Raw genomic sequence first — 21,258 nt, 5'->3', positions numbered from 1 at the left:
GCACGGTGCAGGAGATGCATATTCGACATCAGGATCTTACGACGGCAGAGGTGCGTTCCAGTCATCTGCACCGTTTGCATCGTGTTACGCTTTTTTCCGCCGCTATCTGCCATATTACGCAGGGCAGTAAAGTCATCATTCAGGATGATAGCCGCCTTGTCGCCGGGCCGGGCGAGTTGATTATTATTCCGGCGAACACGCCGCTGGAGATTATTAATCAGCCTGCGCAGAACGGTTTTCGCTCCGACCTGTTGTTACTTTCACCGGAGATTATTGCTCGCTTTAAAACGATGTACGTTCAGGATTATCCACCGGCAAACCTGACATCGCTGTGTACCCCGATGAGCCGTAGCCTGACATTTATGTGGGAGAACGTGTTGGATGCTGTGCGCCAGGGCTTACCTGTCGGGCTACAGGAACATCAGGCGATGGGGTTACTGTTAGCGCTTTTGCATGATGGCGCGGCGGGACCGCTGCTTATTGAACGGCGTTACACCCTCACGGAGCAGGTGCGGCAACTGATTATGCTCTCACCTGCTAAGCTATGGACAGCCCAGGAGATAGCCCGCCGTCTTGCTATGGGAACATCGACGCTGCGTCGGCGTTTGCAGCGCGAATCGCAGAGTTATCGGCAAATTATTGAAGAGGTACGCATGTCCTGCGCGCTTTCTCAACTGCAATCGACGACGCTGCCGATCGGCGAAATAGCGCTACGGTGCGGCTACCTGTCGGGGTCGCGATTTACGGCCAGATTCCGCCAACATTATGGGTGTCTGCCTAGTCAGGTACGTTAAGTATGTCCTGTATGCGTCTTCACCGTTGATTATGAAAGGAGAACCATCATGTCGAACGTCTGCATTATCGCCTGGGTTTATGGTCGCGTTCAGGGCGTCGGATTTCGTTATACCACGCAGCATGAGGCGCAGCGACTGGGGTTAACCGGCTATGCGAAGAATATGGATGACGGAAGCGTAGAAGTGGTGGCCTGTGGCGACGCGGCGCAGGTGGAAAAGCTCATCAAGTGGCTGAAAGAAGGCGGACCGCGCTCTGCTCGTGTGGACAAAATCCTCACTGAACCGCACAGCCCTCGCGAGACGTTAACAGACTTTAGTATTCGGTATTAAATACATTTTACCGGCTTGGGCAGACCGGCGATTTTGGTCGCTTGCTTTGCCGGGCCTTTCGGGAACAGACGATACAGATAGCGGCTATTGCCTTTTTCTTCGCCGAACTTATTCGCCATCGCTTTTACCAGCATTCGGATGGCGGGAGAGGTATTAAACTCCAGGTAAAATTCGCGCACGAAGCGCACGACTTCCCAGTGTTCCGCAGAGAGCTCAATGCCTTCATTGGCGGCGATAGCGACTGCCAACGCTTCACTCCACTGCGTCGTCTCTTTCAGATAGCCTTCGCTATCAGTACTGATTTCTTTACCTTCAAAGATCAACATAACGTTTCACTGCGTAATCAACACGGACGGCAGTGTAGCAAAAAATAAAGCCCTGCATAAGCAGGGCTGGAAGAGGGGAATGTCGATTAGTCGCGGCTGGCGAAGCCCAGAATGCTGAGCAGGCTGACAAAGATGTTGTACAGCGAAACGTACAGGCTGACGGTCGCACGAATATAGTTGGTTTCACCGCCGTGAATGATGTTACTGGTTTCATACAGGATAGCGCCCGAGGAAATCAGGATAAACACCGCGCTAATCGCCAGGTGCAATGCAGGCAGTTGCAGGAAAATATTCGCCACCATACCAATCAGCACGACGACGATCCCGGCCATTAACATACCGCCCAGGAAAGACATATCCTTACGGGTGGTCAAAACGTAAGCGGAGCAGCAGAAAAATACTAACGCGGTACCACCCAGCGCCAGGCCAATCACATCGCCCATGCCTGCTGACAGATAGGCGTTAAGAATCGGGCCCAGGATATACCCGAGGAAGCCGGTAAACGCAAAAGCAGACAGGATACCGACCGGCTTATTGGCGGTTTTATAGGTCAGGAACATCAGCCCATACATACCGACCAGCGTCAGAATCAGGCCGGGGGAGGGCAGCATCAGTACCGTACTGGCTGTCGCGGTAATTGCGGAGAAAGCCAGCGTCAGGCTCAACAGAAAATAGGTGTTGCGCAGTACTTTGTGCGTACTCAGTAGCGAGCTACGATCACGCGATGATGTAATGATACGATCCATTAGTCACTCTCTTATGACAGATGTAATTAATAAAGGAGAATAATAAAAACAGTCACTGTCACCCAGTGGTTTTACCCATCTTTACGCATTCGTTTACGTTTAGTTTCCTTAAGAGATTTCAGGTGATTACCGTCGTTAAAACGGTCTGCTCATGCCTGGCGCTACGCCATAAAACAGGCGGCAGCGCCAACCACGCGTTACCGATAAAAAATTGATAATCACAGCGGTAAAACAGTGGGGACGATCAACACGTATTAAGCCAGTTTTTGTGTTGAAGAAATGGTCAATGTGCCGCTATTTCAGGCAATTAACGAAAATTTGCCTGTTTTTCACGCAAACGAACACATTCGGTCTTTACATGACGCACCGGGATGTTTATAGTGCGCCTCATTCCGGAAGTGTGGCCGAGCGGTTGAAGGCACCGGTCTTGAAAACCGGCGACCCGAAAGGGTTCCAGAGTTCGAATCTCTGCGCTTCCGCCAGATTAAACAAGGGGTTAGCTAAACGCTAACCCCTTTGTTTTTTGGGCGCTTAGAATATAGTTAGAAAATACTGCCAGAACATTTCCCGAAAAAACGGACTACGTGGGTTTTTAGTTTCTTTTCGTTTCCTGATGTGTCTATTTATTGAAGATGTAGACCATTCTGGGAGGTGAAGGATGCCCCATCTCTTTCAGAATAATGTTGGTATTTTCGACAACAGGGCCTCTTGGATGATTTTCTTCTTTATCCTGAAGATGGGTCAGTGCATGTACAACTTCATGAATAAATGAACGTTTTGTGTCAAAAAGTTGTCTTCCTTCGTTACTTTCATAATGTTCGGTATATGAATCATCAGAATCGTCCAGATTGAGACAAATAACTTTCCTGCCTTCTGAAAGTTTGAAGTGTTCCTGAGCCACGGTAGTTTCAAAGGCTTCGCCTGCCCCCAGTAGCCAGCGCTGCTCCACATCATGTAGTTCTTTTTCATATGCGTAATTCATCAGTCTGCGGAATGTTTCGCTTTGGGTATACGCATTTTGAAGTACGGAGGATAGTTCATCGTAGCATTCGTCATAAGTGTCGTCATCAATTTCTGTATCAGGGTCTATTCCACCCGCGCCTGAGATAAGGTACTCCACCACACACTCTGGCTCCAGACGGAATTCACTGTTTATGGCAAGGCTGTCATGAGCAAGGCGTAGCCATGAGGGGTTTGGTGCATGTTCGGGAATATCGGGGAAAACAGGTGTATCTGCGGTATTTAATCCATATGTGGATACTCCGCTTTGAGGTATTAATCTGTAGGTGACCGGAAGCATAACTTCTTATTTCCTGACTACAATTATGAATTATTTAAATTAAACAATAATAGTGTTTTTAGTTAATGTGCCACATACAGATAACGCTATGATTCAGACAAAGCCAACAAGTAATACGCTGAAAATGTTATTTATAATGAAACTTAGGGGCGGGGTTTATTTAATAAAACAAGGGGGCCTCTGTTTGAATACTTCTTGTTTATAAAATCCCTTTATCTCGACTAAAATATCGGATGGGGGAAAAGAGTTCTATCATTGTAATCCGGGAGTGGAGTAGGGGTATGTTGACTACCTGTCAGATCGGCTCCTGTTAATGCTTTCGCTAAAGTTAGAGCTATCTTATCTAATTTCGCACCATTTAGTTTGGTGTCAGTTAAGTCTGAGCCGAATAGAATTGCAGCGGTTAAGTTTACACCGGACATGTTAGCGCAAGTCAGGTCTGCGTGAGTCAGGTTTGCTTTAGTCATGTTTGAACCCATTAGATTTACAGCGTGTAGATTTGCACAACACAAATTTGCACCGACTAAATTTACATTAGATAGATTTGTTTCACGGAAATCTGCATCAGAAGCATCTATGTCTGACAAATCTTCCCCCTGGAAATCTTTATGAGCCAGGTTTACTCCGCGCAGGTTCAGAAAACCATCCTCGGTTATAAGTGAATCAGGCTGTTGTATATTATGTTGACTCATCAGTTTTAACATTCGACATACATTCCAAAATCTCTCGCTATCAACGTTATCCGTTACAGTTTTTCCATTTTTGTTCACTTCAATAATGACCATGGGAGCCGTATTTTCGGATGCTGCTCCACATGACAGACATATAGTACACCCGTTGACATCCTCCAGAAATATTTTATTACCATCGAAGAAAGCATCTTTATTTACATATAATAATGATGTGGTCAGTTTTCCAATTACCTCCTGAAAGCATCTTTCATTGCTTCTTCTTACTCCACCACAGGTAAAAAAATTGACAAACCATTCCAGTATACCGCGTGGTGAAGTTGCACTTTTCATTGCTTCTTTCGTACCGGTACCGGCCGCATGCAAATATCTTAATATATTTTCTGGGGACGCGTTAGTTATTGGCATTTTGATTCCTTCTTATGGAAGTGAGTCGACTCCTTATAGGTGTGAGTCAAGTCACATTTATACAAGGAATAATAAGAAAAGATATAAGGTGATTTTTGTATTTAGAGCTTTGGTTGAGTATGAGTAGGTGTCTGGCATCTGACAAGAGGCGATGATATCTGCCATAACGGTGAAGCAGAAGTAATATCACCCGTGAATAATAAGATTATCCTTGCTATTGACTTCCTTCATTTCCAGCATAGCTTACGCTTCATCATCATTGAATAAACAATCAAGTTTGTTGAGCGAAAATTTACCTAAAGAAAAAATAATAAGCTTTAATATTTTTTGCAGCATTTCAACTTATAGCAGAATAAATGTGCGTAGATGGCGTAAAAACCTGATGAGCAGGAATACTTACACACTAAAAATGCTCCTGCAAACAGAGCAAAATGAGAAAGAGGAACGTTTGCCCCTTACATTTCCACCAAAGATTCTGGTTTTGTCTCTTGTAAAGGGCATACGTATCGCGTTTTATCTCATTAAGAAAGTATGTTGACGTATTAAATTATGCATAATGCTCTTTCAATTGCTTCACGTTTGAAATGAATAATTCAAAACCAGTGAGCGCCTCTTCTTCGGTACTGGTTTGCGGCAAGCGATAAAGCGCCACTAAAGCAGTATTGTCTGCGTCAGCGCCGATAGTGACGGCGCTGGTGTAGTTAAGACGTAAAAAATGCTGCAAAGTCAGGATGTCGTCAGGCAATGGCATAAAGGGACAGCACATTTCCAGTGTATGATCGGATTCATTAAAATAAACCTGTATCCCATCATCAATGATAAGCAGTGGCTCATCTTCTGGCGCATCCAGGCCTAACGCGGCATATAAACGATTTAATAGACTTTCCATATAGTTACCTCAAGACTCAAGATGTGATTAATGAAGAAATGCCTTTTACTGACTGCCAAATATTTTCATCCCCAACTCGTTTTTGATAGGAAAGATTGAGCACCTCTGGCGATAAATTTTTCATTACTTTGTTTCCCGCCCCGCCCGTATTTTGTTTCTGAATCTCCAGGTTACCGCTATTCAGTAATACTTTTTGGAAAATTTTCTGTCCACCGCTATCCGGAAGACTACCAGGCGCACTTAACATATGGGTCTGATGTAAGGAAATGATCTCTCGCTTGATTTCTGAATCCATCATCCCTGTACGATCTTTGCCGCTTTTACAATTCCAGGCGGGTACCGCGTCAATTTCATGGGCTAACATGGCAAGGCGTTGTGCGAGTTTATAGGGTTCGCCGCCATCTTTATGATGTTGGTTATTTTTCCATATATCCTTAATCTGGCGCGCTAATGTATTGACGACCTCATAATTATCCGGGTATTGCGCCAGCCATTCGCCAACCCAGCCACCTGGTCTGGCTTCAGGGCGTAAATCATTGCCTAATAACTGATGTAGCGCCTCGGCATTATAGCTATCCGATGCCTTAAGGCCAAAGCCGAGCTTGAGCGCCAGCTCATTAACACCCACATTAAATGCGGCGACGTCCGGTTTTATTTTTACCGTCTGTAGATCGCCATCTTTATTGCGGATTTTTAAATGAATCATTTTTCCCGGCTGGGTCAACGATTGCCATGCGCGCATTTGGTCCTCGACCATCGTTCCCTCTTTGCCGAAAATATTCGACGCGGTGAGTAACCCGACGGATACCAGTTTCAGGCTTACCGCCTCGCCCGCTAAGGCTTTGTTAAGCAACTCAGGTTTACTAAAAAGTGCCGCAGTTAATACTTCTTTGGCTTTGTTTTCAGCGCCGACGTGACGCAGAAGCGGATCTTTTTCATGATAGGGGGAAAGCACGCCATGACGTATCCCGCAAAAAAGCGTTTTATCTTTACCGTCCTCATGCACACTCACCGTGGACATCCACAAATTATTGGCGTGATGAATATTCTTGGTATCCCAACTGCATACGCCCTTTCCCTCATAAGCACTGGGAAAGATATCTTTTGCGCCGATTTTCATCTCTGCGGCAGGGAGCTGCGTGTTGGTATAGTGATGCCCGTTATGCGTGAGTGTATTTTTTATGGTTTGCCAGGGCTGGTTATTAAGCTGCTTGACCTGAGCATCTCTAAACGCTACTGCCGCAAAGCGATGAGCTTCTTTTGCAGGTAAGCCATCCTGCTGCTGAGTGCGTGCTGCAATAAGTTCGATAAGATTTTTCTTCAATGCTTTTGCCGCGGCTTCTTCTTGTTTTGTTGCTGGCCGGTCCGCTTTAACTTTGGCTAACTCCATTTGGTTTGCCATTGACGTTAGAACCGGGTCTTGTTTACCCAGAACGGTTGCCGCGACGGTAAGAAGATCGCGCTGTAAGTTATAGAGGTTATGCAGCGAGTGGTTAGACGTCTTCTGATGCTGTAGATAATTCCCCCATGTCGCGCCAGGTTCTCGCAGGACAATAATTTCCGGGCGAGCGTCGGGCGCTTTAGCCGGCGCTTTGCCCTGGCCTGAGAGAATCTGCATTCCGTTGTATAAGGTTTTTTGTAGGCTTTTAAAAGCCTCCTGGGTTTTTAGTGAAGCTGAGTGATAGAAGCTCTGTATTTGCATAGCGTTTTTAATATTCCTGAATAGGGGAGTGGGAACATTCAACAGGATTAACAACCCTTTAAAAGGATGTGACTTTTATGCACCAGGAACTTTAAAAAAATGTCCTTTTTAATGAGGAAACGCTTCTGATCAGGCGGGGAGGCATCCTGACGTCCATACGTAGTGGCGATCATGGGGGAGATCGGTACATCAAATGTTCATAAAATCTACAAACTTCACAATTTAGGGCACAACTTTTATTGAAAACCCACCTTCTTGATTCAGATCAAATTCACCGATTTACTCCTGCGTAAAGTAACGGCGTTACATCAAATGTTATACAGGTGTGTGTATGCCAGCAAAGCCCCGGACAAGTAAGACCGTGACGAAGAATATTCGTTTTTCCTATTCCATGCTTGAACAGATAGAATTCGCGTTGAAATCTGAAAAGACGCGGAATTTTTCAGCATGGGTAAAAGAGGCCTGTCGGGAAAAGTTATGTAACACGGGACATAAGCTGTAGTTATCGTCTTATGTAAGAGGGGGCGGCCATTTTGAAAAGAACAACGTGCTTATATACCTCTTGGGTTTTTGCCGCTTTTGTCTCTCTGCTGATATTTGCCTGGAGTGTCATAAACTATCCTCTCTATGAATCCATAATAATTATTGTCTTTTATATCTGGCTAATTCTGGTACCGCTTTATCTTATTGTGTATGAGTGGCTAATAGATTGTCATTAAATTTATGGTTGCGTACTTGAAAAGTGATATTTCATATCTGTACGGTAAGTCATTGTCGTAATAATATTATTGGTCAGGCGACGGGCGAGCGTCTGCGCATTTTGCATCGTTTTATCTTCAAAAATTTGCAGTAAGCGTTGCGCTTCTTTCGGATGCGACGCATATAATCTCAGATAGCTCTGCTCCATCTTATACTGCTGCTTAGCTGTTTGCTGTTCAAATGTTTTCCAGGCGTGTTGCACATCTGGCGCAAACGCATTGTAGTCCTGCATAACCAGCGTTTGCAGCGTGCGGAATGTCCAGTAGGTAGAGTCGTTGCTCGCCCGATCGGTTCCTTTATCATCTCCGGGTTGATAATGACGCATCCCCTGATAATAGGGGAGATAGACGCTAAGAGATGGCATTCCATAGGCGATGTATTCTACGTTGCCGATAGCCTGCGGTAATTTCGGTCTGACCTGTAAAATATGTGACTCCTGGGTACGAAAAACGGATATAGGTCGCCATGGTTCTTGTGGATTATGACTGGCATAAGGGTCGTGCGACGTTCCCTGATAGTGATTGCGTAGCGCGTTTTTTACTGCCGCCACGCTGATCTTCGTTATTGGCGTTAAAAAAACAGGAAATGTTTCCCCTTCGCTAACGACCGTATCCAGATGCGGATTAAACTGGTGTTGTAGCGTCCAGACGCGCGGATAATTATAGGTGGTATCGTTTTTGTTATCCTGCGAATAGGCTTGATGAAAGTCGAATTCGCCGCGGGCCGGATCATATAATCCCTGCTTTTTCGCAAAGCTTACTAACGTTGGTGACGCCATATAATTCGCGTTATCATTCGGATCGTAATGGCGTAAACGTCCCTGATTGGCGGAAACGAAATAGCTATCTGCCGGAAGTCGTACTGCCAGCCATTGATGACCGCTTCCCGTCTCCAGATACCATATCTCTTTGCTATCAATAAACGCGACGCCGAAACCTTCGCCCGCGCCTTTTTGTTCAATAATGTCTCCCAGTAATTTGGCGCCCTGACGCGCCGATTGCGCCACTGGCAGGATCACGGACTCAATGGCGTCTTCCGTGATTCCTGTTTTTGTCACGTAAGGATCGGCAGCCAGCGCCGCTCTGCCGTTATAAATGGTTTCCGTTGCGCTCATTCCGACGCCCGCCGAATTGAAACCGGCTTCACCCATGGCGTTATCGTTAGTATCAAAGTCATGAATCGCCGTATAGCGCATCGCTGTCTCCGGAAGCGGCCAGCTAAAATTGTTGCGATGTGCTTTATACTCGCCTTGTTGATGAAACGCGACGGGATGAATAACCTTATGCTTGGCGTTATTTGCCGAGCCATCTTCGTTGCGCGCGATAATGAAGGAGCCGTCAGCCGAAGCCTGATTGCCTACCAAAAGGGTAGTACAGGCGATGACTTTACCCATACCCAGCAGCGTAACGGCGAATGCAAGATACTTTTTCATAAAGGTTCCCACTGAATAACGCGTTATGGGATGAATTGACCCTGGATTGGAAACCGAGAAAGTGATCGAGCCAGCAATATTCTTTGCCGGCATCCTTTATTTTCTCTTTATTGAGGTTGTATTGATAACCACAGCCCTGTGGCAGGGAAGGGGAACAGAACCTGTACTGACCTTAGCTATCACCGCTATCGGGTAGACGAACCGAAAAGATATTATGTTCATCGGCATAGCGGTAAGATGCCGAACCACCGTGTAATAGAGCAATCGCGTTAACTAACGATAACCCCAGGCCGAAACCGGCAGTGTGGCGGGCATTATCTCCTCGCCAAAAACGCCGGAAAAGCTTATCCGCATCGGCTGGGTGGCTGCCCGGATTAGCGACCCGAATTTCTGCAACGTTATCATCATAAGCGCTTTCAATACGTATCACGGCGTTTTCATCAGAATAACGGATGGCATTCGTCAGCAGGTTTGAGAGCACTCTTTGTAATAATATTTCGTCAGCCCATACCGTTCCCTGACATTGATTTATAAAACAGATGCGCTTCTCCTCGGCAAGGGGGCTAAGATAATCCAGCATATTTTCGACCAGCGCATTGAGCGAAACAGGCTGTTTTTTTACCGCTATATTCTGGTGCTCCGCGCGTGCCAGAAAGAGAATATTTTCTGTCAGTCGCGACAGTCCCTCCAGCTCTTCAATATTATCGACAAGGGCTTGTTGATACTCTTCGGCGCTGCGTTCCTGACTCAGCATCACCTGATTCTTCCCCAGTAAAATATTAACCGGCGTGCGCAGCTCATGCGCCAGATCGTCGGCAAATTGGTTCAGGCGTTCAAAATCGTCGGAAAGCTTCTGGCGCATGGTATTTAGCGCTTGTCCAAGCGGCCTGAGCTCAACGGGTAACGCCTGTTCCGCCAACGGCTGGCGAAGTGTGCCGCTATCTGTCGCCGCGGTGAGTCGGCTGAGCGACGTAATGGCCCGCAGCCCGTTTCTGATGACTAATGGACTGAGCGCCGAACAGACGAGGATCGCGATAAGGCTAATCAGCAAACTGTTGCGGCGATATTGCGTCAGCATTTGCCGCCTTTCCGTCGCCAGCCTGGCAATAGTAAGGGTCAGCGGGTCATCGCCGCTTCTGGCGTTTACTCGTACCGCGGTAAGTTCCGTGCCTTGTACCGCCTGGCGAAATAAGGTTTCGCGGGTGATGTTTTTAGCCAGCGGAATCTCGTTAAAGCGTTGGTCGGGGATGCCGCTATGATTAATCGCAACATTGTGGCCTGTTGCTGAATGGATCAATAAGATATCCTGCTTCGTATCCACCATCCGATTGAAATAGAGCGGCAGATTTTCCGGCCTGGCGCCATCCAGTAACAGTTGCTGCATTTGCGCCGCCCGATTTATTAGCGTCATATCATCACGATACGTTAATTCTTTGCTCAGCGCGTTATAGAGCGTCCAGCTAATGCCGGTACAGGCGAGGATAAGGATGGCGATAAAAGAAATTGTCAGGCGCAGCGTCATTGATAACTTAACCATTCTGCGACGTTTCCGCCTGTAATCGATAACCCATCCCCCGGACGGTCATAATGAGCTTCTTTTCAAATGGATCGTCTACTTTGGCGCGCAGCCGACGAATCGCGACATCAACGGTGTTGGTTTCACTATCAAAGTTAATTCCCCAAACTTCGCTGGCGATCGCGGTTCGGGGCACGATTTCTCCTGCCCGGGACGCCAGTAACCAGAGGAGCAGGAATTCTTTGCGGGTCAGGGAAATCGGTTTGCCATTTCGTGACACCGATTGCTTTGTGGCATCCATGTCCAGACCATTGATCGTCAGTCGGGTAAAGACCGGGACATGCTGTCTGAGTTGAGCTCTCACCCGGGCCAGCAGTTCGGCGAAGGAAAAAGGCTTAACAAGGTAATCATTAGCGCCCGCCTCAAGACCTTTGACGCGATCCTCAACCGAGTCGCGCGCCGTCAGGCAAATAACAGGGGACTGATGCGCAGTGCGTAACGCGCGTAAAACCTGCCATCCATCAAGCCCCGGCAGCATAATATCAAGAATAATCAATGAATAATGTTCCTGAAGGGCGAGGTGTAATCCGTCTCGTCCATCACAGGCATAATCAACCACATAGCCTGCTTCCGTGAGTCCCTGACGTACCCACTCAATGGTTTTCTGGTTATCTTCAATCAATAAAATCTTCATCGACGCAGTATGCCATAGGCTTGTTAGCGAATCCGTAAATCTCCAACAAGATGACATAATTGTCATGTCCGTGTAAGGTTAATCCTGGACGCGCCTGATATATTTTCCTGCATCAATACCGTAAAGGAGTGAAGCATGAAACGATATATACTGGCTACCGCGATAGCGTCTCTTGTTGCAGCCCCGGCAATGGCGCTGGCCGCTGGCAACAATATTCTCAGCGTACATATTCTCGATCAGCAAACAGGCAAACCGGCGCCCGGCGTGGAGGTGGTACTGGAGCAGAAAAAGGATAACGGATGGACGCAATTAAACACCGGGCATACCGACCAGGACGGACGTATTAAAGCACTGTGGCCCGAAAAAGCTGCCGCGCCGGGGGATTATCGCGTTATTTTTAAAACCGGCCAGTATTTTGAAAGTAAAAAACTGGATACGTTTTTCCCGGAGATTCCCGTCGAGTTTCATATCAGCAAAACGAATGAGCACTATCATGTGCCGCTGTTATTAAGTCAGTATGGTTATTCAACCTATCGCGGGAGCTAATTTAGAGCCCATCCCATTAGGGCTATTTTACTTGCTATTTTGGTCCTGGGCAGTGCTCGCCAAAACGCGTTAGCGTTTTGAACGCCGCTTGCGGCGGCCCGAAGGGCGAGCGTAGCGAGTCAAACCTCACGTACTACGTGTACGCTCCGGTTTTTGCGCGCTGTCCGTGTCCAAACTGGCTGCGCCAATAACGCCTGGTGGGATAGGCTCTTAGATTGTATTAATCGCCGCGATTTATGGCGAGCAAACATCGCGGCGGGAATAAAAATCTTCAGCGTATCGACTCTTCTCCCACAAGCGGTGGTTATCCCGCTTGTGGGCATGAGTGACGGTTAAACAGGCGCTTCCATCTCAAGTCTGACCGGATGAAAACGGCGTTTGAAATAAATCAGGCCATGCCCATCCTGGCTAAGAATAATATTTTTGATCGCCACCAGATACACCAGATGCGTGCCAATGGTTTGTACCTCGCTGATCTCGCCTTCAAGACCGGCCAGCGCGCCGTTAAGTACCGGCTGGCCCAGCGGCCCGTTTTGCCAACATGGCTGGTGAAAACGCTCTTCCATCGCCATCCCCGTCATACCGGCAAAGTGGCGCGCCATCAGCTCCTGCTCATGGTTAAGTACATTAATGCACAGCTTGCCGTTGCCCTGAAAGACGGGGTTCATGGCGCTATTGGCATTAATACATACCATCACGGAGGGCGGCGTATCGGTGACGGAACAGACCGCTGTTGCGGTGATACCGCAGCGTCCGGCGTGACCCGCCGTGGTTACGATGTTGACCGCTGCCGCCAGACTTGCCATCGCATCGCGAAAACGCAGACGTTGTTCATCTACTTGCATGAGAACCTCCTGCCGCGTTATTTCAGCAGCTTATCCAGTTGATTGATGTCGTCGTTATTGTGCAAATGCGAAACCGTCCAGCCATTCTGATCGTATTCGGAGAGGCAGCGATCGACCATTGCCATCATCTTATCCATATTGCCGGAGCTCTGGGCCTGACGCAGGCACTGCAGACGAATTTCATCCTGGCTGCCCGAGTAGTTAATCTCGTACAGCTCATGGCGACCGCCAAACTCGCTGCCGATGGCATCCCACATCAATTTAAGAATTTTGATACGTTCAACATGGTCCATTCCGTTAGAGCCGCGTACGTATTTCGCCAGGTACTGGTCGATTTGCGGATTATTCAGATCGCGGGCGCTGGAAGGCAGGTAAATCAGGCCGCTGGTAACGTTACGTTCAATAATATTTTTAATTTTCGCGTAGGCCATTGGGGCCATCACACGATAGGTTTGCAGCGCGGCGTGGTCCGGTAGCCAGGCGCCGTTTACCCACGGGGTTGCTTCGGAACACATAGAATCGCTCAATGCCCAGAACATATTGCGCCAGGCCACGACTTCGCCGAGATCGGACTGCACGCCCCGGAACTCTACGGTACCCGTACATTCGAGCGATTTTTTCAGCAGCGCGGTAATGAAATCAAGTTTAACCGCCAGACGAACACAGGCTTGCAGTGGATACATACGGGCAAAGCCGCCTTCCATCGTCCAGCGACGGCAACGATCGAAATCACGGTAAATCAACACGTTTTCCCACGGGATCAACACCTTGTCCATCACTAGAATGGCATCGTTTTCATCAAAGCGGCTGGAGAGTGGATAATCAAACGGCGAGCCCGTCGCGCCCGCGACCATTTCATACGAGGCGCGCGAAATAAGTTTTACGCCTTCGGCATCCATTGGCGCGACAAACATCAGAGCGAAATCCGGGTTTTCGCCCATCACCTGGGCTGAGCCGAAACCAATCATGTTGTAGTGAGTCAGGGCGGAGTTAGTGGCGACAACTTTCGCCCCGCTGACAATAATCCCGGCGTCCGTCTCTTTCTCCAGCTTGATATAGACGTCTTTCACTTCGTCGGCAGGTTTGTGGCGGTCAATGGGCGGGTTGACGATAGCATGGTTAAAGTACAGGCCGGTCTCCTGAATGCGGGTGTACCAGTTGCGGGCGTTCTGCTCAAACTGGCCGTAGAAGGCTGGGTTAGCGCCCAGAGCGCAGCCAAAGGCGGCTTTGTAATCCGGTGTGCGTCCCATCCAGCCGTAACTCAGGCGTGACCACTCGGCGATAGCATCACGCTGTTGGCGCAGATCGTCTGCGCTTTTCGCCACGCGGAAAAATTTATGCGTATAACCGCCGCTGCCGGTATCGGTATTCCAGCACAGGGTATCTTGCATCGACGGTTTATGTAATGCGTCATACAGTTGTGCGACAGAGGCTGCGGCATTGCGGAATGCCGGGTGTGTCGTAACATCTTTAACGCGTTCGCCGTAAATATAAATTTCCCGCCCGTCCTGCAGGCTTTTTAAATACTCTTCGCCCGTTAACGGACGCTTGTTATCAGTACGAAAATCTTCAGGTTTCATTGCGGCCTCTTCCTCATTAATCGGAATGTTTTGTTAATAATATGTTTCTTATTTGTTGTTTAATTGAATAGGCAGAAGCGTAAACTGTGAAGAGACTTTCAGGACAACGGCGGGTACTTTTCAGATGAACGTCGAAGAAGAAGAGTAAAATGCGATCGCCGTCAACGTTGTAAGCGGGAGGGGATTCCCGTGTCGGCGGCGTGGGAAGGTAAGAATACTATGCTTCCGCTTCGCTATCAGGATGCTGGCGTCCCAGGGCAATAAGATCGTCCAGCAGCAGCATCAATTGCTGTGTTTTTTCGGGCGTGAAATCGGCCTCAATTTTTCGATAAGCCTCTTCTACCTGGCTTCGGGCACGGGCGTACAACGTTTGTCCCTGCTCCGTCAACATGACATATAACTTACGCTGATCGTTAACCGGCTTGAGTCGCAACACCAGTCCGTCTCGCTCCATGCGCGTCAATATTCCGGTCAGACTTGGACGCAAAATGCAGGTACGAAAGGCCAGCTCGTGAAAATCCATAGAGGGGCTATCGGCCAGGATTCGCACAATGCGCCATTGCTGGTCGGTCAGATTGTGGCTTTTAACGATGGGGCGGAAATAGGTCATTGCCGCTTCGCGCGCCTGAAGCAATGCGATGGTTAATGAATCATGCATAAGCGTTTCTCTTTTGCAGAATTATTAATACCTGAATAATTCGTGTTTACCGATGTGAGCTATGACATCTGTTTTATGTCCAAAGTTTAACAGAAACAAGGGGTTTTATTTAACTCTTTGATATGTATGTATTTAATAATAAATTTGTGAAAATATTGTTAATCACATCACAAATACTTTACTTCAGCTTGCTAAATGTACAGCGAAAGCATAAATCTAATCATTAATATATTAATGAAATCACAGCCCGTTAAATCGGCCTGAGGAGTTTATGTATGAAGGGTACTGTTTTCGCCGTTGCGTTAAACCATCGCAGCCAGCTTGATGCCTGGCAAGAGGCTTTCTCTCAGCCTCCCTATAATGCGCCGCCTAAAACCGCAGTGTGGTTCATCAAGCCGCGTAATACGGTGATTCGTCACGGCGAACCCATTCCTTATCCGCAGGGAGAAAAGGTACTGAGCGGCGCGACAGTGGCGCTCATTGTGGGGAAAACCGCCAGCCGGATACGCCCTGAAGCGGCGGCGGACTATATCGCCGGGTATGCGCTGGCTAACGAGGTCAGCCTGCCGGAAGAGAGCTTTTATCGCCCGGCGATTAAAGCGAAATGTCGCGATGGCTTTTGCCCGCTGGGTGAAATGGCGCCGCTGAGTGATGTGGATAACCTCACCATTATCACGGAAATCAACGGACGAGAAGCGGACCACTGGAATACTGCCGATTTACAGCGTAGCGCCGCACAACTGCTTAGCGCGTTAAGTGAGTTCGCTACGCTTAACCCTGGCGATGCGATCTTACTCGGTACGCCGCAGAATCGCGTTGCGCTGCGTCCCGGCGATCGGGTGCGTATTCTGGCGAAAGGTTTACCCGCTCTGGAAAATCCGGTTGTCGCAGAAGATGAATTCGCCCGCCACCAGACGTTTACGTGGCCGCTGTCAGCGACGGGAACGCTATTTGCGCTGGGGTTGAACTACGCCGATCACGCCAGCGAGCTGGCATTTACGCCGCCGAAAGAGCCGCTGGTATTTATCAAAGCGCCAAACACCTTTACCGAACATCACCAAACGTCGGTGCGCCCGAACAACGTCGAATATATGCACTATGAAGCCGAACTGGTCGTGGTGATTGGCAAAACGGCGCGTAAGGTGAGCGAAGCCGAAGCCATGGAGTATGTGGCCGGTTACACCGTCTGTAACGACTACGCGATCCGCGACTATCTGGAAAACTACTACCGTCCGAATCTGCGGGTAAAAAGCCGCGACGGCCTGACGCCGATAGGCCCGTGGATTGTGGATAAAGAGGCGGTTTCTGATCCGCACAACCTGACGTTACGCACCTTTGTCAACGGTGAGCTGCGCCAGGAAGGGACGACCGCCGATCTGATCTTCAGCATCCCGTTCCTGATTTCTTATCTGAGCGAATTTATGACGTTGCAACCGGGCGACATGATTGCCACCGGTACGCCGAAAGGGCTGTCCGATGTGGTGCCGGGGGATGAAGTTGTCGTTGAAGTAGAAGGCGTGGGTCGCCTGGTTAACCGAATCGTCAGTGAGGAGAGCGCAAAATGAAGAAAATAAATCATTGGATTAACGGCAAAAACGTTGCAGGTAACGACTACTTCCAGACCACTAACCCGGCGACCGGTGATGTGCTGGCGGAAGTAGCCTCCGGCGGTGAAGCAGAAGTGAACCAGGCTGTCGCGGCGGCAAAAGAGGCGTTCCCGAAATGGGCCAACCTGCCGATGAAAGAGCGCGCGCGCCTGATGCGCCGCCTTGGGGACCTGATTGACCAGCATGTGCCGGAAATCGCGGCGATGGAAACCGCCGACACCGGCCTGCCTATTCACCAGACTAAAAACGTGCTGATCCCGCGCGCCTCGCATAACTTCGAATTCTTCGCCGAAGTGTGCCAGCAGATGAACGGCAAGACCTACCCGGTTGACGATAAAATGCTCAATTATACGCTGGTGCAGCCCGTCGGCGTCTGCGCGCTGGTGTCGCCGTGGAACGTGCCGTTTATGACCGCGACCTGGAAAGTCGCGCCGTGCCTGGCGCTGGGTAACACCGCGGTGCTCAAAATGTCCGAGCTGTCGCCGTTGACTGCCGACAGGCTGGGCGAGCTGGCGCTGGAGGCAGGAATTCCGGCAGGCGTGCTGAACGTGGTGCAGGGCTACGGCGCGACGGCGGGCGATGCGCTGGTACGCCACCATGACGTGCGTGCGGTGTCGTTTACCGGCGGTACCGCCACCGGTCGCAATATCATGAAAAATGCCGGCCTGAAAAAATACTCGATGGAGCTGGGCGGCAAATCGCCGGTGCTGATTTTTGAAGACGCCGACATTGAGCGCGCGCTGGACGCCGCGCTGTTCACCATCTTCTCGATCAACGGCGAACGCTGCACCGCCGGGTCGCGCATCTTTATCCAGCAGAGCATTTACCCTGAGTTCGTGAAGCGCTTTGCCGAACGCGCGAATCGCCTGCGTGTCGGCGATCCGACGGACCCGAACACCCAGGTCGGCGCGCTGATTAGCCAACAGCACTGGGAAAAAGTCTCTGGCTATATTCGCCTCGGCATTGAAGAGGGCGCAACGCTGCTGGCGGGCGGTGCGGAAAAACCCACTGACCTGCCTGCGCATCTGAAAGGCGGTAACTTCCTGCGCCCAACCGTGCTGGCCGATGTCGACAACCGTATGCGCGTCGCGCAGGAAGAGATCTTTGGGCCAGTCGCCTGTCTGCTGCCATTCAAAGACGAAGCGGAAGGGTTACGTTTGGCGAACGACGTGGAATACGGTCTGGCCTCTTATATCTGGACCCAGGACGTGAGCAAAGTGTTGCGCCTGGCGCGTGGGATTGAAGCCGGCATGGTCTTCGTCAACACCCAGAACGTCCGCGACCTGCGTCAGCCGTTCGGTGGCGTGAAAGCCTCCGGTACCGGGCGCGAAGGCGGCGAATATAGCTTCGAAGTGTTTGCGGAAATGAAAAACGTCTGCATCTCAATGGGCGACCATCCTATCCCAAAATGGGGAGTTTGATATGGGCAAGTTAGCGTTAGCAGCAAAAATTACCCACGTGCCGTCGATGTATCTTTCTGAACTGCCAGGAAAAAATCACGGTTGTCGTCAGGCAGCCATTGATGGGCATATTGAAATTGGCAAGCGTTGCCGCGAAATGGGCGTTGACACCATTATCGTATTCGACACCCACTGGCTGGTGAATAGCGCTTACCACATTAATTGTGCCGACCATTTCCAGGGCGTCTATACCAGCAACGAATTGCCGCACTTTATTCGCGACATGACCTATGACTATGACGGTAATCCGGAACTCGGCCATCTGATCGCCGACGAGGCAGTCAAACTGGGCGTGCGCGCTAAAGCGCATAACATCCCGAGCCTGAAGCTGGAGTATGGCACGCTGGTGCCGATGCGCTACATGAACAGCGACAAGCACTTCAAAGTGGTCTCCATCTCGGCGTTCTGTACTGTGCATGACTTTGCCGACAGTCGCAGACTGGGCGAAGCCATTCTCAAGGCGATTGAGAAATATGACGGTACCGTAGCGGTATTCGCCAGTGGTTCTCTGTCGCACCGTTTTATTGACGACCAACGGGCGGAAGAGGGGATGAACAGCTACACCCGCGAGTTCGATCATCAAATGGACGAGCGCGTGGTCAAGCTGTGGCGCGAAGGCAAATTCAAGGAGTTTTGCACCATGTTGCCGGAGTACGCCGACTACTGCTACGGCGAAGGCAACATGCACGACACGGTCATGCTGCTGGGAATGCTGGGTTGGGACAAATACGACGGCAAGGTGGAGTTCATCACCGACCTGTTCGCCAGCTCCGGTACCGGCCAGGTAAACGCTGTTTTCCCGCTGCCTGCGTAAGGGGTGTTTATGCCGCACTTTATTGCTGAATGTACTGAAAATATTCGCGAGCAGGCTGATTTACCAAGCCTGTTCAGCAAAGTAAACGAGGCGCTGGCCGCCAGCGGGATTTTCCCCATCGGTGGTATCCGCAGTCGCGCCCACTGGCTGGGTACCTGGCAGATGGCTGACGGTAAGCATGATTACGCGTTTGTGCATATGACGCTGAAAATCGGCGCCGGGCGCAGCCTGGAGAGCCGTCAGGAAGTCGGCGAAATGCTGTTTGGGCTGATTAAAGCCCACTTCGCCGACCTGATGGAGAACCGCTATCTGGCGCTGTCGTTTGAGATTGCCGAGTTACATCCAACGCTCAATTACAAACAAAACAACGTACACGCGTTATTTAAATAGCACACTCTTTCGCCCGGTGGCGCTGCGCTGACCGGGCCTACAAAAAAACGATGCACGAAGCAGTACCGAACCGTAGGCCGGGTAAGACGCACCCGCGTCGCCACCCGGCGCAGCAGCACCGAATGAGGTAACAGGAAGCAACTATGCTCGATAAACAGACCCATACCCTGATCGCTCAGCGACTTAATCAGGCTGAAAAACAGCGTGAACAGATTCGCGCAGTGTCGCTGGATTATCCCAACATCACTATTGAAGATGCCTATGCCGTACAGCGTGAATGGGTCAATATCAAGATTGCCGAAGGGCGCACGCTCAAAGGCCACAAAATCGGCCTGACCTCAAAAGCGATGCAGGCCAGCTCGCAAATCAGCGAACCGGATTACGGCGCGCTGCTTGACGATATGTTCTTCCATGACGGCGGCGATATCCCCACCGACCGTTTTATCGTCCCGCGTATTGAAGTGGAGCTGGCGTTCGTGCTGGCGAAACCGCTGCGCGGCCCCTACTGCACGCTGTTCGACGTCTACAACGCCACGGATTATGTGATTCCGGCGCTGGAACTGATTGACGCCCGCAGCCACAACATCGACCCGGAAACCCAGCGCCCGCGCAAAGTGTTCGACACCATTTCCGACAACGCCGCCAACGCCGGGGTGATCCTCGGTGGTCGCCCCATCAAACCAGACGAGCTGGATCTGCGCTGGATCTCCGCGCTGCTCTATCGCAACGGCGTGATCGAAGAGACCGGCGTCGCCGCAGGCGTGCTGAATCATCCGGCCAACGGCGTGGCGTGGCTGGCGAACAAGCTTGCCCCCTACGATGTCCAGCTTGAAGCCGGGCAGATCATCCTCGGCGGCTCGTTCACCCGCCCGGTGCCGGCGCGCAAGGGCGACACCTTCCATGTCGATTACGGCAACATGGGCGCGATCAGTTGCCGGTTTGTGTAAGGAAAAAACGATGAAAAATGCTTTCAAAGACGCGTTAAAAGCGGGGCGTCCGCAAATCGGTTTGTGGCTGGGGCTTGCCAACAGTTACAGCGCTGAACTGTTAGCGGGCGCCGGCTTCGACTGGCTACTGATCGACGGTGAACACGCGCCAAACAACGTGCAGACGGTGTTGACCCAGTTGCAGGCGATTGCGCCTTATCCCAGCCAGCCGGTGGTGCGTCCGTCATGGAACGATCCGGTACAGATTAAGCAACTGCTCGACGTCGGCGCGCAAACGCTGCTGATACCGATGGTGCAGAATGCCGATGAAGCGCGAAACGCCGTGGCGGCTACGCGTTATCCGCCTGCCGGTATTCGCGGCGTGGGCAGTGCGCTGGCGCGGGCATCGCGCTGGAATCGCATCCCGGACTATCTCCACCAGGCCAACGACGCCATGTGCGTACTGGTGCAGATTGAAACGCGTGAGGCGATGAGCAATCTGGCGTCAATTCTCGACGTGGATGGCATTGACGGCGTGTTTATTGGTCCGGCGGACCTCAGCGCCGATATGGGCTTTGCCGGCAATCCGCAGCACCCGGAAGTGCAGGCGGCGATTGAGAACGCCATCGTGCAGATACGCGCGGCGGGGAAAGCGCCGGGGATTCTGATGGCCAATGAAGCACTGGCGAAACGTTATCTGGAACTGGGGGCGCTATTTGTCGCCGTCGGCGTTGACACCACGCTGCTGGCGCGCGGAGCGGAGGCGCTGGCGGCGCGCTTTGGCGCAGAAAAAAAACTGTCCGGTGCGTCCGGCGTCTATTAAGCCTGGCCCGGTAAGCGTAGCGCT

At 50.4% G+C, this 21,258-nt stretch carries 24 protein-coding genes and 1 tRNA gene; 12 read left to right on the top strand and 13 right to left on the bottom strand.

Features of this window, described 5'->3' with window-relative positions; translation table 11 throughout:
- Positions 1-14: 14 nt before the first annotated feature.
- Together ACLJNW_RS06340 and yccX are read left to right on the top strand one after the other, a co-directional pair.
- Complete coding sequence (locus tag ACLJNW_RS06340) at positions 15-794, top strand: AraC family transcriptional regulator (protein WP_000548080.1); 780 nt, start codon at positions 15-17, stop codon at positions 792-794.
- A gap of 48 nt (positions 795-842) precedes the next feature.
- Positions 843-1,124, top strand: coding sequence for an acylphosphatase (gene yccX / locus ACLJNW_RS06335; protein ID WP_000072882.1), 282 nt, complete (start codon positions 843-845; stop codon positions 1,122-1,124).
- Here yccX and tusE read toward each other — a convergent pair.
- Together tusE and yccA are read right to left on the bottom strand one after the other, a co-directional pair.
- On the bottom strand, positions 1,121-1,450 hold the full coding sequence (gene tusE, locus ACLJNW_RS06330) for a sulfurtransferase TusE (protein WP_000904446.1): 330 nt from the start codon (positions 1,448-1,450) through the stop codon (positions 1,121-1,123). The genes yccX and tusE overlap by 4 nt on opposite strands.
- A gap of 86 nt (positions 1,451-1,536) precedes the next feature.
- Complete coding sequence (gene yccA / locus ACLJNW_RS06325) at positions 1,537-2,196, bottom strand: FtsH protease modulator YccA (protein WP_000374046.1); 660 nt, start codon at positions 2,194-2,196, stop codon at positions 1,537-1,539.
- Between the two features lie 394 nt (positions 2,197-2,590).
- Between yccA and ACLJNW_RS06320 the strand changes: the two genes are divergently transcribed.
- Positions 2,591-2,678 (top strand) — tRNA-Ser (locus tag ACLJNW_RS06320).
- 137 nt (positions 2,679-2,815) lie between these two features.
- On the opposite strand, the gene pipA is transcribed toward ACLJNW_RS06320, so the two are convergent.
- A complete protein-coding gene (gene pipA / locus ACLJNW_RS06315; RefSeq protein ID WP_024154817.1) occupies positions 2,816-3,496 on the bottom strand; it encodes a type III secretion system effector protease PipA in 681 nt (226 codons plus the stop codon).
- A gap of 221 nt (positions 3,497-3,717) precedes the next feature.
- Positions 3,718-4,593 (bottom strand): SPI-2 type III secretion system effector PipB, encoded by an 876-nt coding sequence (gene pipB / locus ACLJNW_RS06310; protein WP_001524476.1) that lies wholly within the window; start codon positions 4,591-4,593, stop codon positions 3,718-3,720.
- A 217-nt stretch (positions 4,594-4,810) separates the two neighbouring features.
- Between pipB and ACLJNW_RS06305 the strand changes: the two genes are divergently transcribed.
- A complete protein-coding gene (locus tag ACLJNW_RS06305; RefSeq protein WP_077910386.1) occupies positions 4,811-5,131 on the top strand; it encodes a hypothetical protein in 321 nt (106 codons plus the stop codon).
- Positions 5,132-5,140: 9 nt separating this feature from the next.
- Here the strand turns inward: ACLJNW_RS06305 and sigE are convergent, their stop codons facing one another.
- Together sigE and sopB are read right to left on the bottom strand one after the other, a co-directional pair.
- On the bottom strand, positions 5,141-5,482 hold the full coding sequence (gene sigE, locus ACLJNW_RS06300; protein ID WP_000444721.1) for a type III secretion system chaperone SigE: 342 nt from the start codon (positions 5,480-5,482) through the stop codon (positions 5,141-5,143).
- A gap of 16 nt (positions 5,483-5,498) precedes the next feature.
- On the bottom strand, positions 5,499-7,184 hold the full coding sequence (sopB, locus tag ACLJNW_RS06295) for an SPI-1 type III secretion system effector inositol phosphate phosphatase SopB (protein WP_001166950.1): 1,686 nt from the start codon (positions 7,182-7,184) through the stop codon (positions 5,499-5,501).
- Positions 7,185-7,515: 331 nt separating this feature from the next.
- Here sopB and ACLJNW_RS06290 point away from each other — a divergent pair, with 331 nt between their 5' ends.
- Complete coding sequence (locus ACLJNW_RS06290) at positions 7,516-7,686, top strand: YlcI/YnfO family protein (RefSeq protein ID WP_001111006.1); 171 nt, start codon at positions 7,516-7,518, stop codon at positions 7,684-7,686.
- Here the strand turns inward: ACLJNW_RS06290 and ACLJNW_RS06285 are convergent, their stop codons facing one another.
- The 4 genes from ACLJNW_RS06285 to hprR all read right to left on the bottom strand — a co-directional run bounded on the left by ACLJNW_RS06285 (position 7,687) and on the right by hprR (position 11,585).
- The gene (locus ACLJNW_RS06285) at positions 7,687-7,797 is read right to left on the bottom strand and encodes a hypothetical protein (protein WP_000174813.1); all 111 of its coding nucleotides are present in this window, start codon (positions 7,795-7,797) and stop codon (positions 7,687-7,689) included. It abuts the gene before it with no gap.
- A gap of 108 nt (positions 7,798-7,905) precedes the next feature.
- Positions 7,906-9,375 carry a C69 family dipeptidase gene (locus ACLJNW_RS06280; protein WP_024154815.1) on the bottom strand — a complete coding sequence of 490 codons (1,470 nt, stop codon included), beginning with the start codon at positions 9,373-9,375 and terminating at the stop codon, positions 7,906-7,908.
- Positions 9,376-9,547: 172 nt separating this feature from the next.
- Positions 9,548-10,912 carry a heavy metal sensor histidine kinase gene (locus ACLJNW_RS06275; RefSeq protein WP_000240029.1) on the bottom strand — a complete coding sequence of 455 codons (1,365 nt, stop codon included), beginning with the start codon at positions 10,910-10,912 and terminating at the stop codon, positions 9,548-9,550.
- Positions 10,905-11,585: a response regulator transcription factor HprR gene (hprR, locus tag ACLJNW_RS06270; RefSeq protein ID WP_000698207.1), complete on the bottom strand. Its 681-nt coding sequence runs from the start codon at positions 11,583-11,585 to the stop codon at positions 10,905-10,907. The genes ACLJNW_RS06275 and hprR overlap by 8 nt, the downstream gene beginning before the upstream one ends.
- 135 nt (positions 11,586-11,720) lie before the next feature.
- On the opposite strand from hprR, the gene hiuH reads away from it, so the two are divergent.
- Entirely contained in the window at positions 11,721-12,131 is a 411-nt protein-coding gene (gene hiuH, locus ACLJNW_RS06265) for a hydroxyisourate hydrolase (protein ID WP_000833182.1), read from the top strand.
- Positions 12,132-12,463: 332 nt separating this feature from the next.
- On the opposite strand, the gene ACLJNW_RS06260 is transcribed toward hiuH, so the two are convergent.
- The 3 genes from ACLJNW_RS06260 to hpaR all read right to left on the bottom strand — a co-directional run bounded on the left by ACLJNW_RS06260 (position 12,464) and on the right by hpaR (position 15,214).
- On the bottom strand, positions 12,464-12,976 hold the full coding sequence (locus ACLJNW_RS06260; RefSeq protein WP_001195551.1) for a 4-hydroxyphenylacetate 3-monooxygenase reductase subunit: 513 nt from the start codon (positions 12,974-12,976) through the stop codon (positions 12,464-12,466).
- Positions 12,977-12,993: 17 nt separating this feature from the next.
- Positions 12,994-14,556 carry a 4-hydroxyphenylacetate 3-monooxygenase, oxygenase component gene (hpaB, locus tag ACLJNW_RS06255; RefSeq protein ID WP_024154814.1) on the bottom strand — a complete coding sequence of 521 codons (1,563 nt, stop codon included), beginning with the start codon at positions 14,554-14,556 and terminating at the stop codon, positions 12,994-12,996.
- A gap of 217 nt (positions 14,557-14,773) precedes the next feature.
- Positions 14,774-15,214, bottom strand: a complete 441-nt coding sequence (gene hpaR, locus ACLJNW_RS06250) for a homoprotocatechuate degradation operon regulator HpaR (RefSeq protein WP_000543922.1) — start codon at positions 15,212-15,214, stop codon at positions 14,774-14,776.
- Positions 15,215-15,489: 275 nt separating this feature from the next.
- On the opposite strand from hpaR, the gene hpaG reads away from it, so the two are divergent.
- From hpaG to hpaI, 6 genes are all read left to right on the top strand, one after another.
- Complete coding sequence (gene hpaG / locus ACLJNW_RS06245) at positions 15,490-16,779, top strand: 4-hydroxyphenylacetate degradation bifunctional isomerase/decarboxylase (protein WP_000679210.1); 1,290 nt, start codon at positions 15,490-15,492, stop codon at positions 16,777-16,779.
- Entirely contained in the window at positions 16,776-18,242 is a 1,467-nt protein-coding gene (gene hpaE, locus ACLJNW_RS06240; RefSeq protein ID WP_000723524.1) for a 5-carboxymethyl-2-hydroxymuconate semialdehyde dehydrogenase, read from the top strand. The genes hpaG and hpaE overlap by 4 nt, the downstream gene beginning before the upstream one ends.
- Position 18,243: 1 nt before the next feature.
- Positions 18,244-19,095, top strand: a complete 852-nt coding sequence (gene hpaD, locus ACLJNW_RS06235) for a 3,4-dihydroxyphenylacetate 2,3-dioxygenase (protein ID WP_000516978.1) — start codon at positions 18,244-18,246, stop codon at positions 19,093-19,095.
- Positions 19,096-19,104: 9 nt separating this feature from the next.
- The gene (locus ACLJNW_RS06230) at positions 19,105-19,485 is read left to right on the top strand and encodes a 5-carboxymethyl-2-hydroxymuconate Delta-isomerase (protein ID WP_023204324.1); all 381 of its coding nucleotides are present in this window, start codon (positions 19,105-19,107) and stop codon (positions 19,483-19,485) included.
- 143 nt (positions 19,486-19,628) lie between these two features.
- Positions 19,629-20,432 (top strand): 2-oxo-hept-4-ene-1,7-dioate hydratase, encoded by an 804-nt coding sequence (gene hpaH, locus ACLJNW_RS06225; RefSeq protein ID WP_000884799.1) that lies wholly within the window; start codon positions 19,629-19,631, stop codon positions 20,430-20,432.
- A gap of 10 nt (positions 20,433-20,442) precedes the next feature.
- Positions 20,443-21,234: a 4-hydroxy-2-oxoheptanedioate aldolase gene (gene hpaI / locus ACLJNW_RS06220; protein ID WP_000785061.1), complete on the top strand. Its 792-nt coding sequence runs from the start codon at positions 20,443-20,445 to the stop codon at positions 21,232-21,234.
- The last annotated feature ends 24 nt before the right edge of the window (positions 21,235-21,258 follow it).

This window comes from Salmonella sp. SAL4457, from assembly GCF_046548235.1.
In the GTDB taxonomy this organism is placed as follows: domain Bacteria; phylum Pseudomonadota; class Gammaproteobacteria; order Enterobacterales; family Enterobacteriaceae; genus Salmonella; species Salmonella enterica.
This window is presented reverse-complemented; position numbering and strand designations above follow the sequence as displayed.

Bases quoted from the DNA above. Each gene is read 5' to 3' on its own strand.
- ACLJNW_RS06340 (WP_000548080.1), top strand. From the start codon at position 15: ATGCATATTCGACATCAGGATCTTACGACGGCAGAGGTGCGTTCCAGT.
- yccX (WP_000072882.1), top strand. From the start codon at position 843: ATGTCGAACGTCTGCATTATCGCCTGGGTTTATGGTCGCGTTCAGGGC.
- tusE (WP_000904446.1), bottom strand. From the start codon at position 1,450: ATGTTGATCTTTGAAGGTAAAGAAATCAGTACTGATAGCGAAGGCTAT.
- yccA (WP_000374046.1), bottom strand. From the start codon at position 2,196: ATGGATCGTATCATTACATCATCGCGTGATCGTAGCTCGCTACTGAGT.
- pipA (WP_024154817.1), bottom strand. From the start codon at position 3,496: ATGCTTCCGGTCACCTACAGATTAATACCTCAAAGCGGAGTATCCACA.
- pipB (WP_001524476.1), bottom strand. From the start codon at position 4,593: ATGCCAATAACTAACGCGTCCCCAGAAAATATATTAAGATATTTGCAT.
- sigE (WP_000444721.1), bottom strand. From the start codon at position 5,482: ATGGAAAGTCTATTAAATCGTTTATATGCCGCGTTAGGCCTGGATGCG.
- sopB (WP_001166950.1), bottom strand. From the start codon at position 7,184: ATGCAAATACAGAGCTTCTATCACTCAGCTTCACTAAAAACCCAGGAG.
- ACLJNW_RS06290 (WP_001111006.1), top strand. From the start codon at position 7,516: ATGCCAGCAAAGCCCCGGACAAGTAAGACCGTGACGAAGAATATTCGT.
- ACLJNW_RS06285 (WP_000174813.1), bottom strand. From the start codon at position 7,797: ATGACACTCCAGGCAAATATCAGCAGAGAGACAAAAGCGGCAAAAACC.
- ACLJNW_RS06280 (WP_024154815.1), bottom strand. From the start codon at position 9,375: ATGAAAAAGTATCTTGCATTCGCCGTTACGCTGCTGGGTATGGGTAAA.
- ACLJNW_RS06275 (WP_000240029.1), bottom strand. From the start codon at position 10,912: ATGGTTAAGTTATCAATGACGCTGCGCCTGACAATTTCTTTTATCGCC.
- hprR (WP_000698207.1), bottom strand. From the start codon at position 11,585: ATGAAGATTTTATTGATTGAAGATAACCAGAAAACCATTGAGTGGGTA.
- hiuH (WP_000833182.1), top strand. From the start codon at position 11,721: ATGAAACGATATATACTGGCTACCGCGATAGCGTCTCTTGTTGCAGCC.
- ACLJNW_RS06260 (WP_001195551.1), bottom strand. From the start codon at position 12,976: ATGCAAGTAGATGAACAACGTCTGCGTTTTCGCGATGCGATGGCAAGT.
- hpaB (WP_024154814.1), bottom strand. From the start codon at position 14,556: ATGAAACCTGAAGATTTTCGTACTGATAACAAGCGTCCGTTAACGGGC.
- hpaR (WP_000543922.1), bottom strand. From the start codon at position 15,214: ATGCATGATTCATTAACCATCGCATTGCTTCAGGCGCGCGAAGCGGCA.
- hpaG (WP_000679210.1), top strand. From the start codon at position 15,490: ATGAAGGGTACTGTTTTCGCCGTTGCGTTAAACCATCGCAGCCAGCTT.
- hpaE (WP_000723524.1), top strand. From the start codon at position 16,776: ATGAAGAAAATAAATCATTGGATTAACGGCAAAAACGTTGCAGGTAAC.
- hpaD (WP_000516978.1), top strand. From the start codon at position 18,244: ATGGGCAAGTTAGCGTTAGCAGCAAAAATTACCCACGTGCCGTCGATG.
- ACLJNW_RS06230 (WP_023204324.1), top strand. From the start codon at position 19,105: ATGCCGCACTTTATTGCTGAATGTACTGAAAATATTCGCGAGCAGGCT.
- hpaH (WP_000884799.1), top strand. From the start codon at position 19,629: ATGCTCGATAAACAGACCCATACCCTGATCGCTCAGCGACTTAATCAG.
- hpaI (WP_000785061.1), top strand. From the start codon at position 20,443: ATGAAAAATGCTTTCAAAGACGCGTTAAAAGCGGGGCGTCCGCAAATC.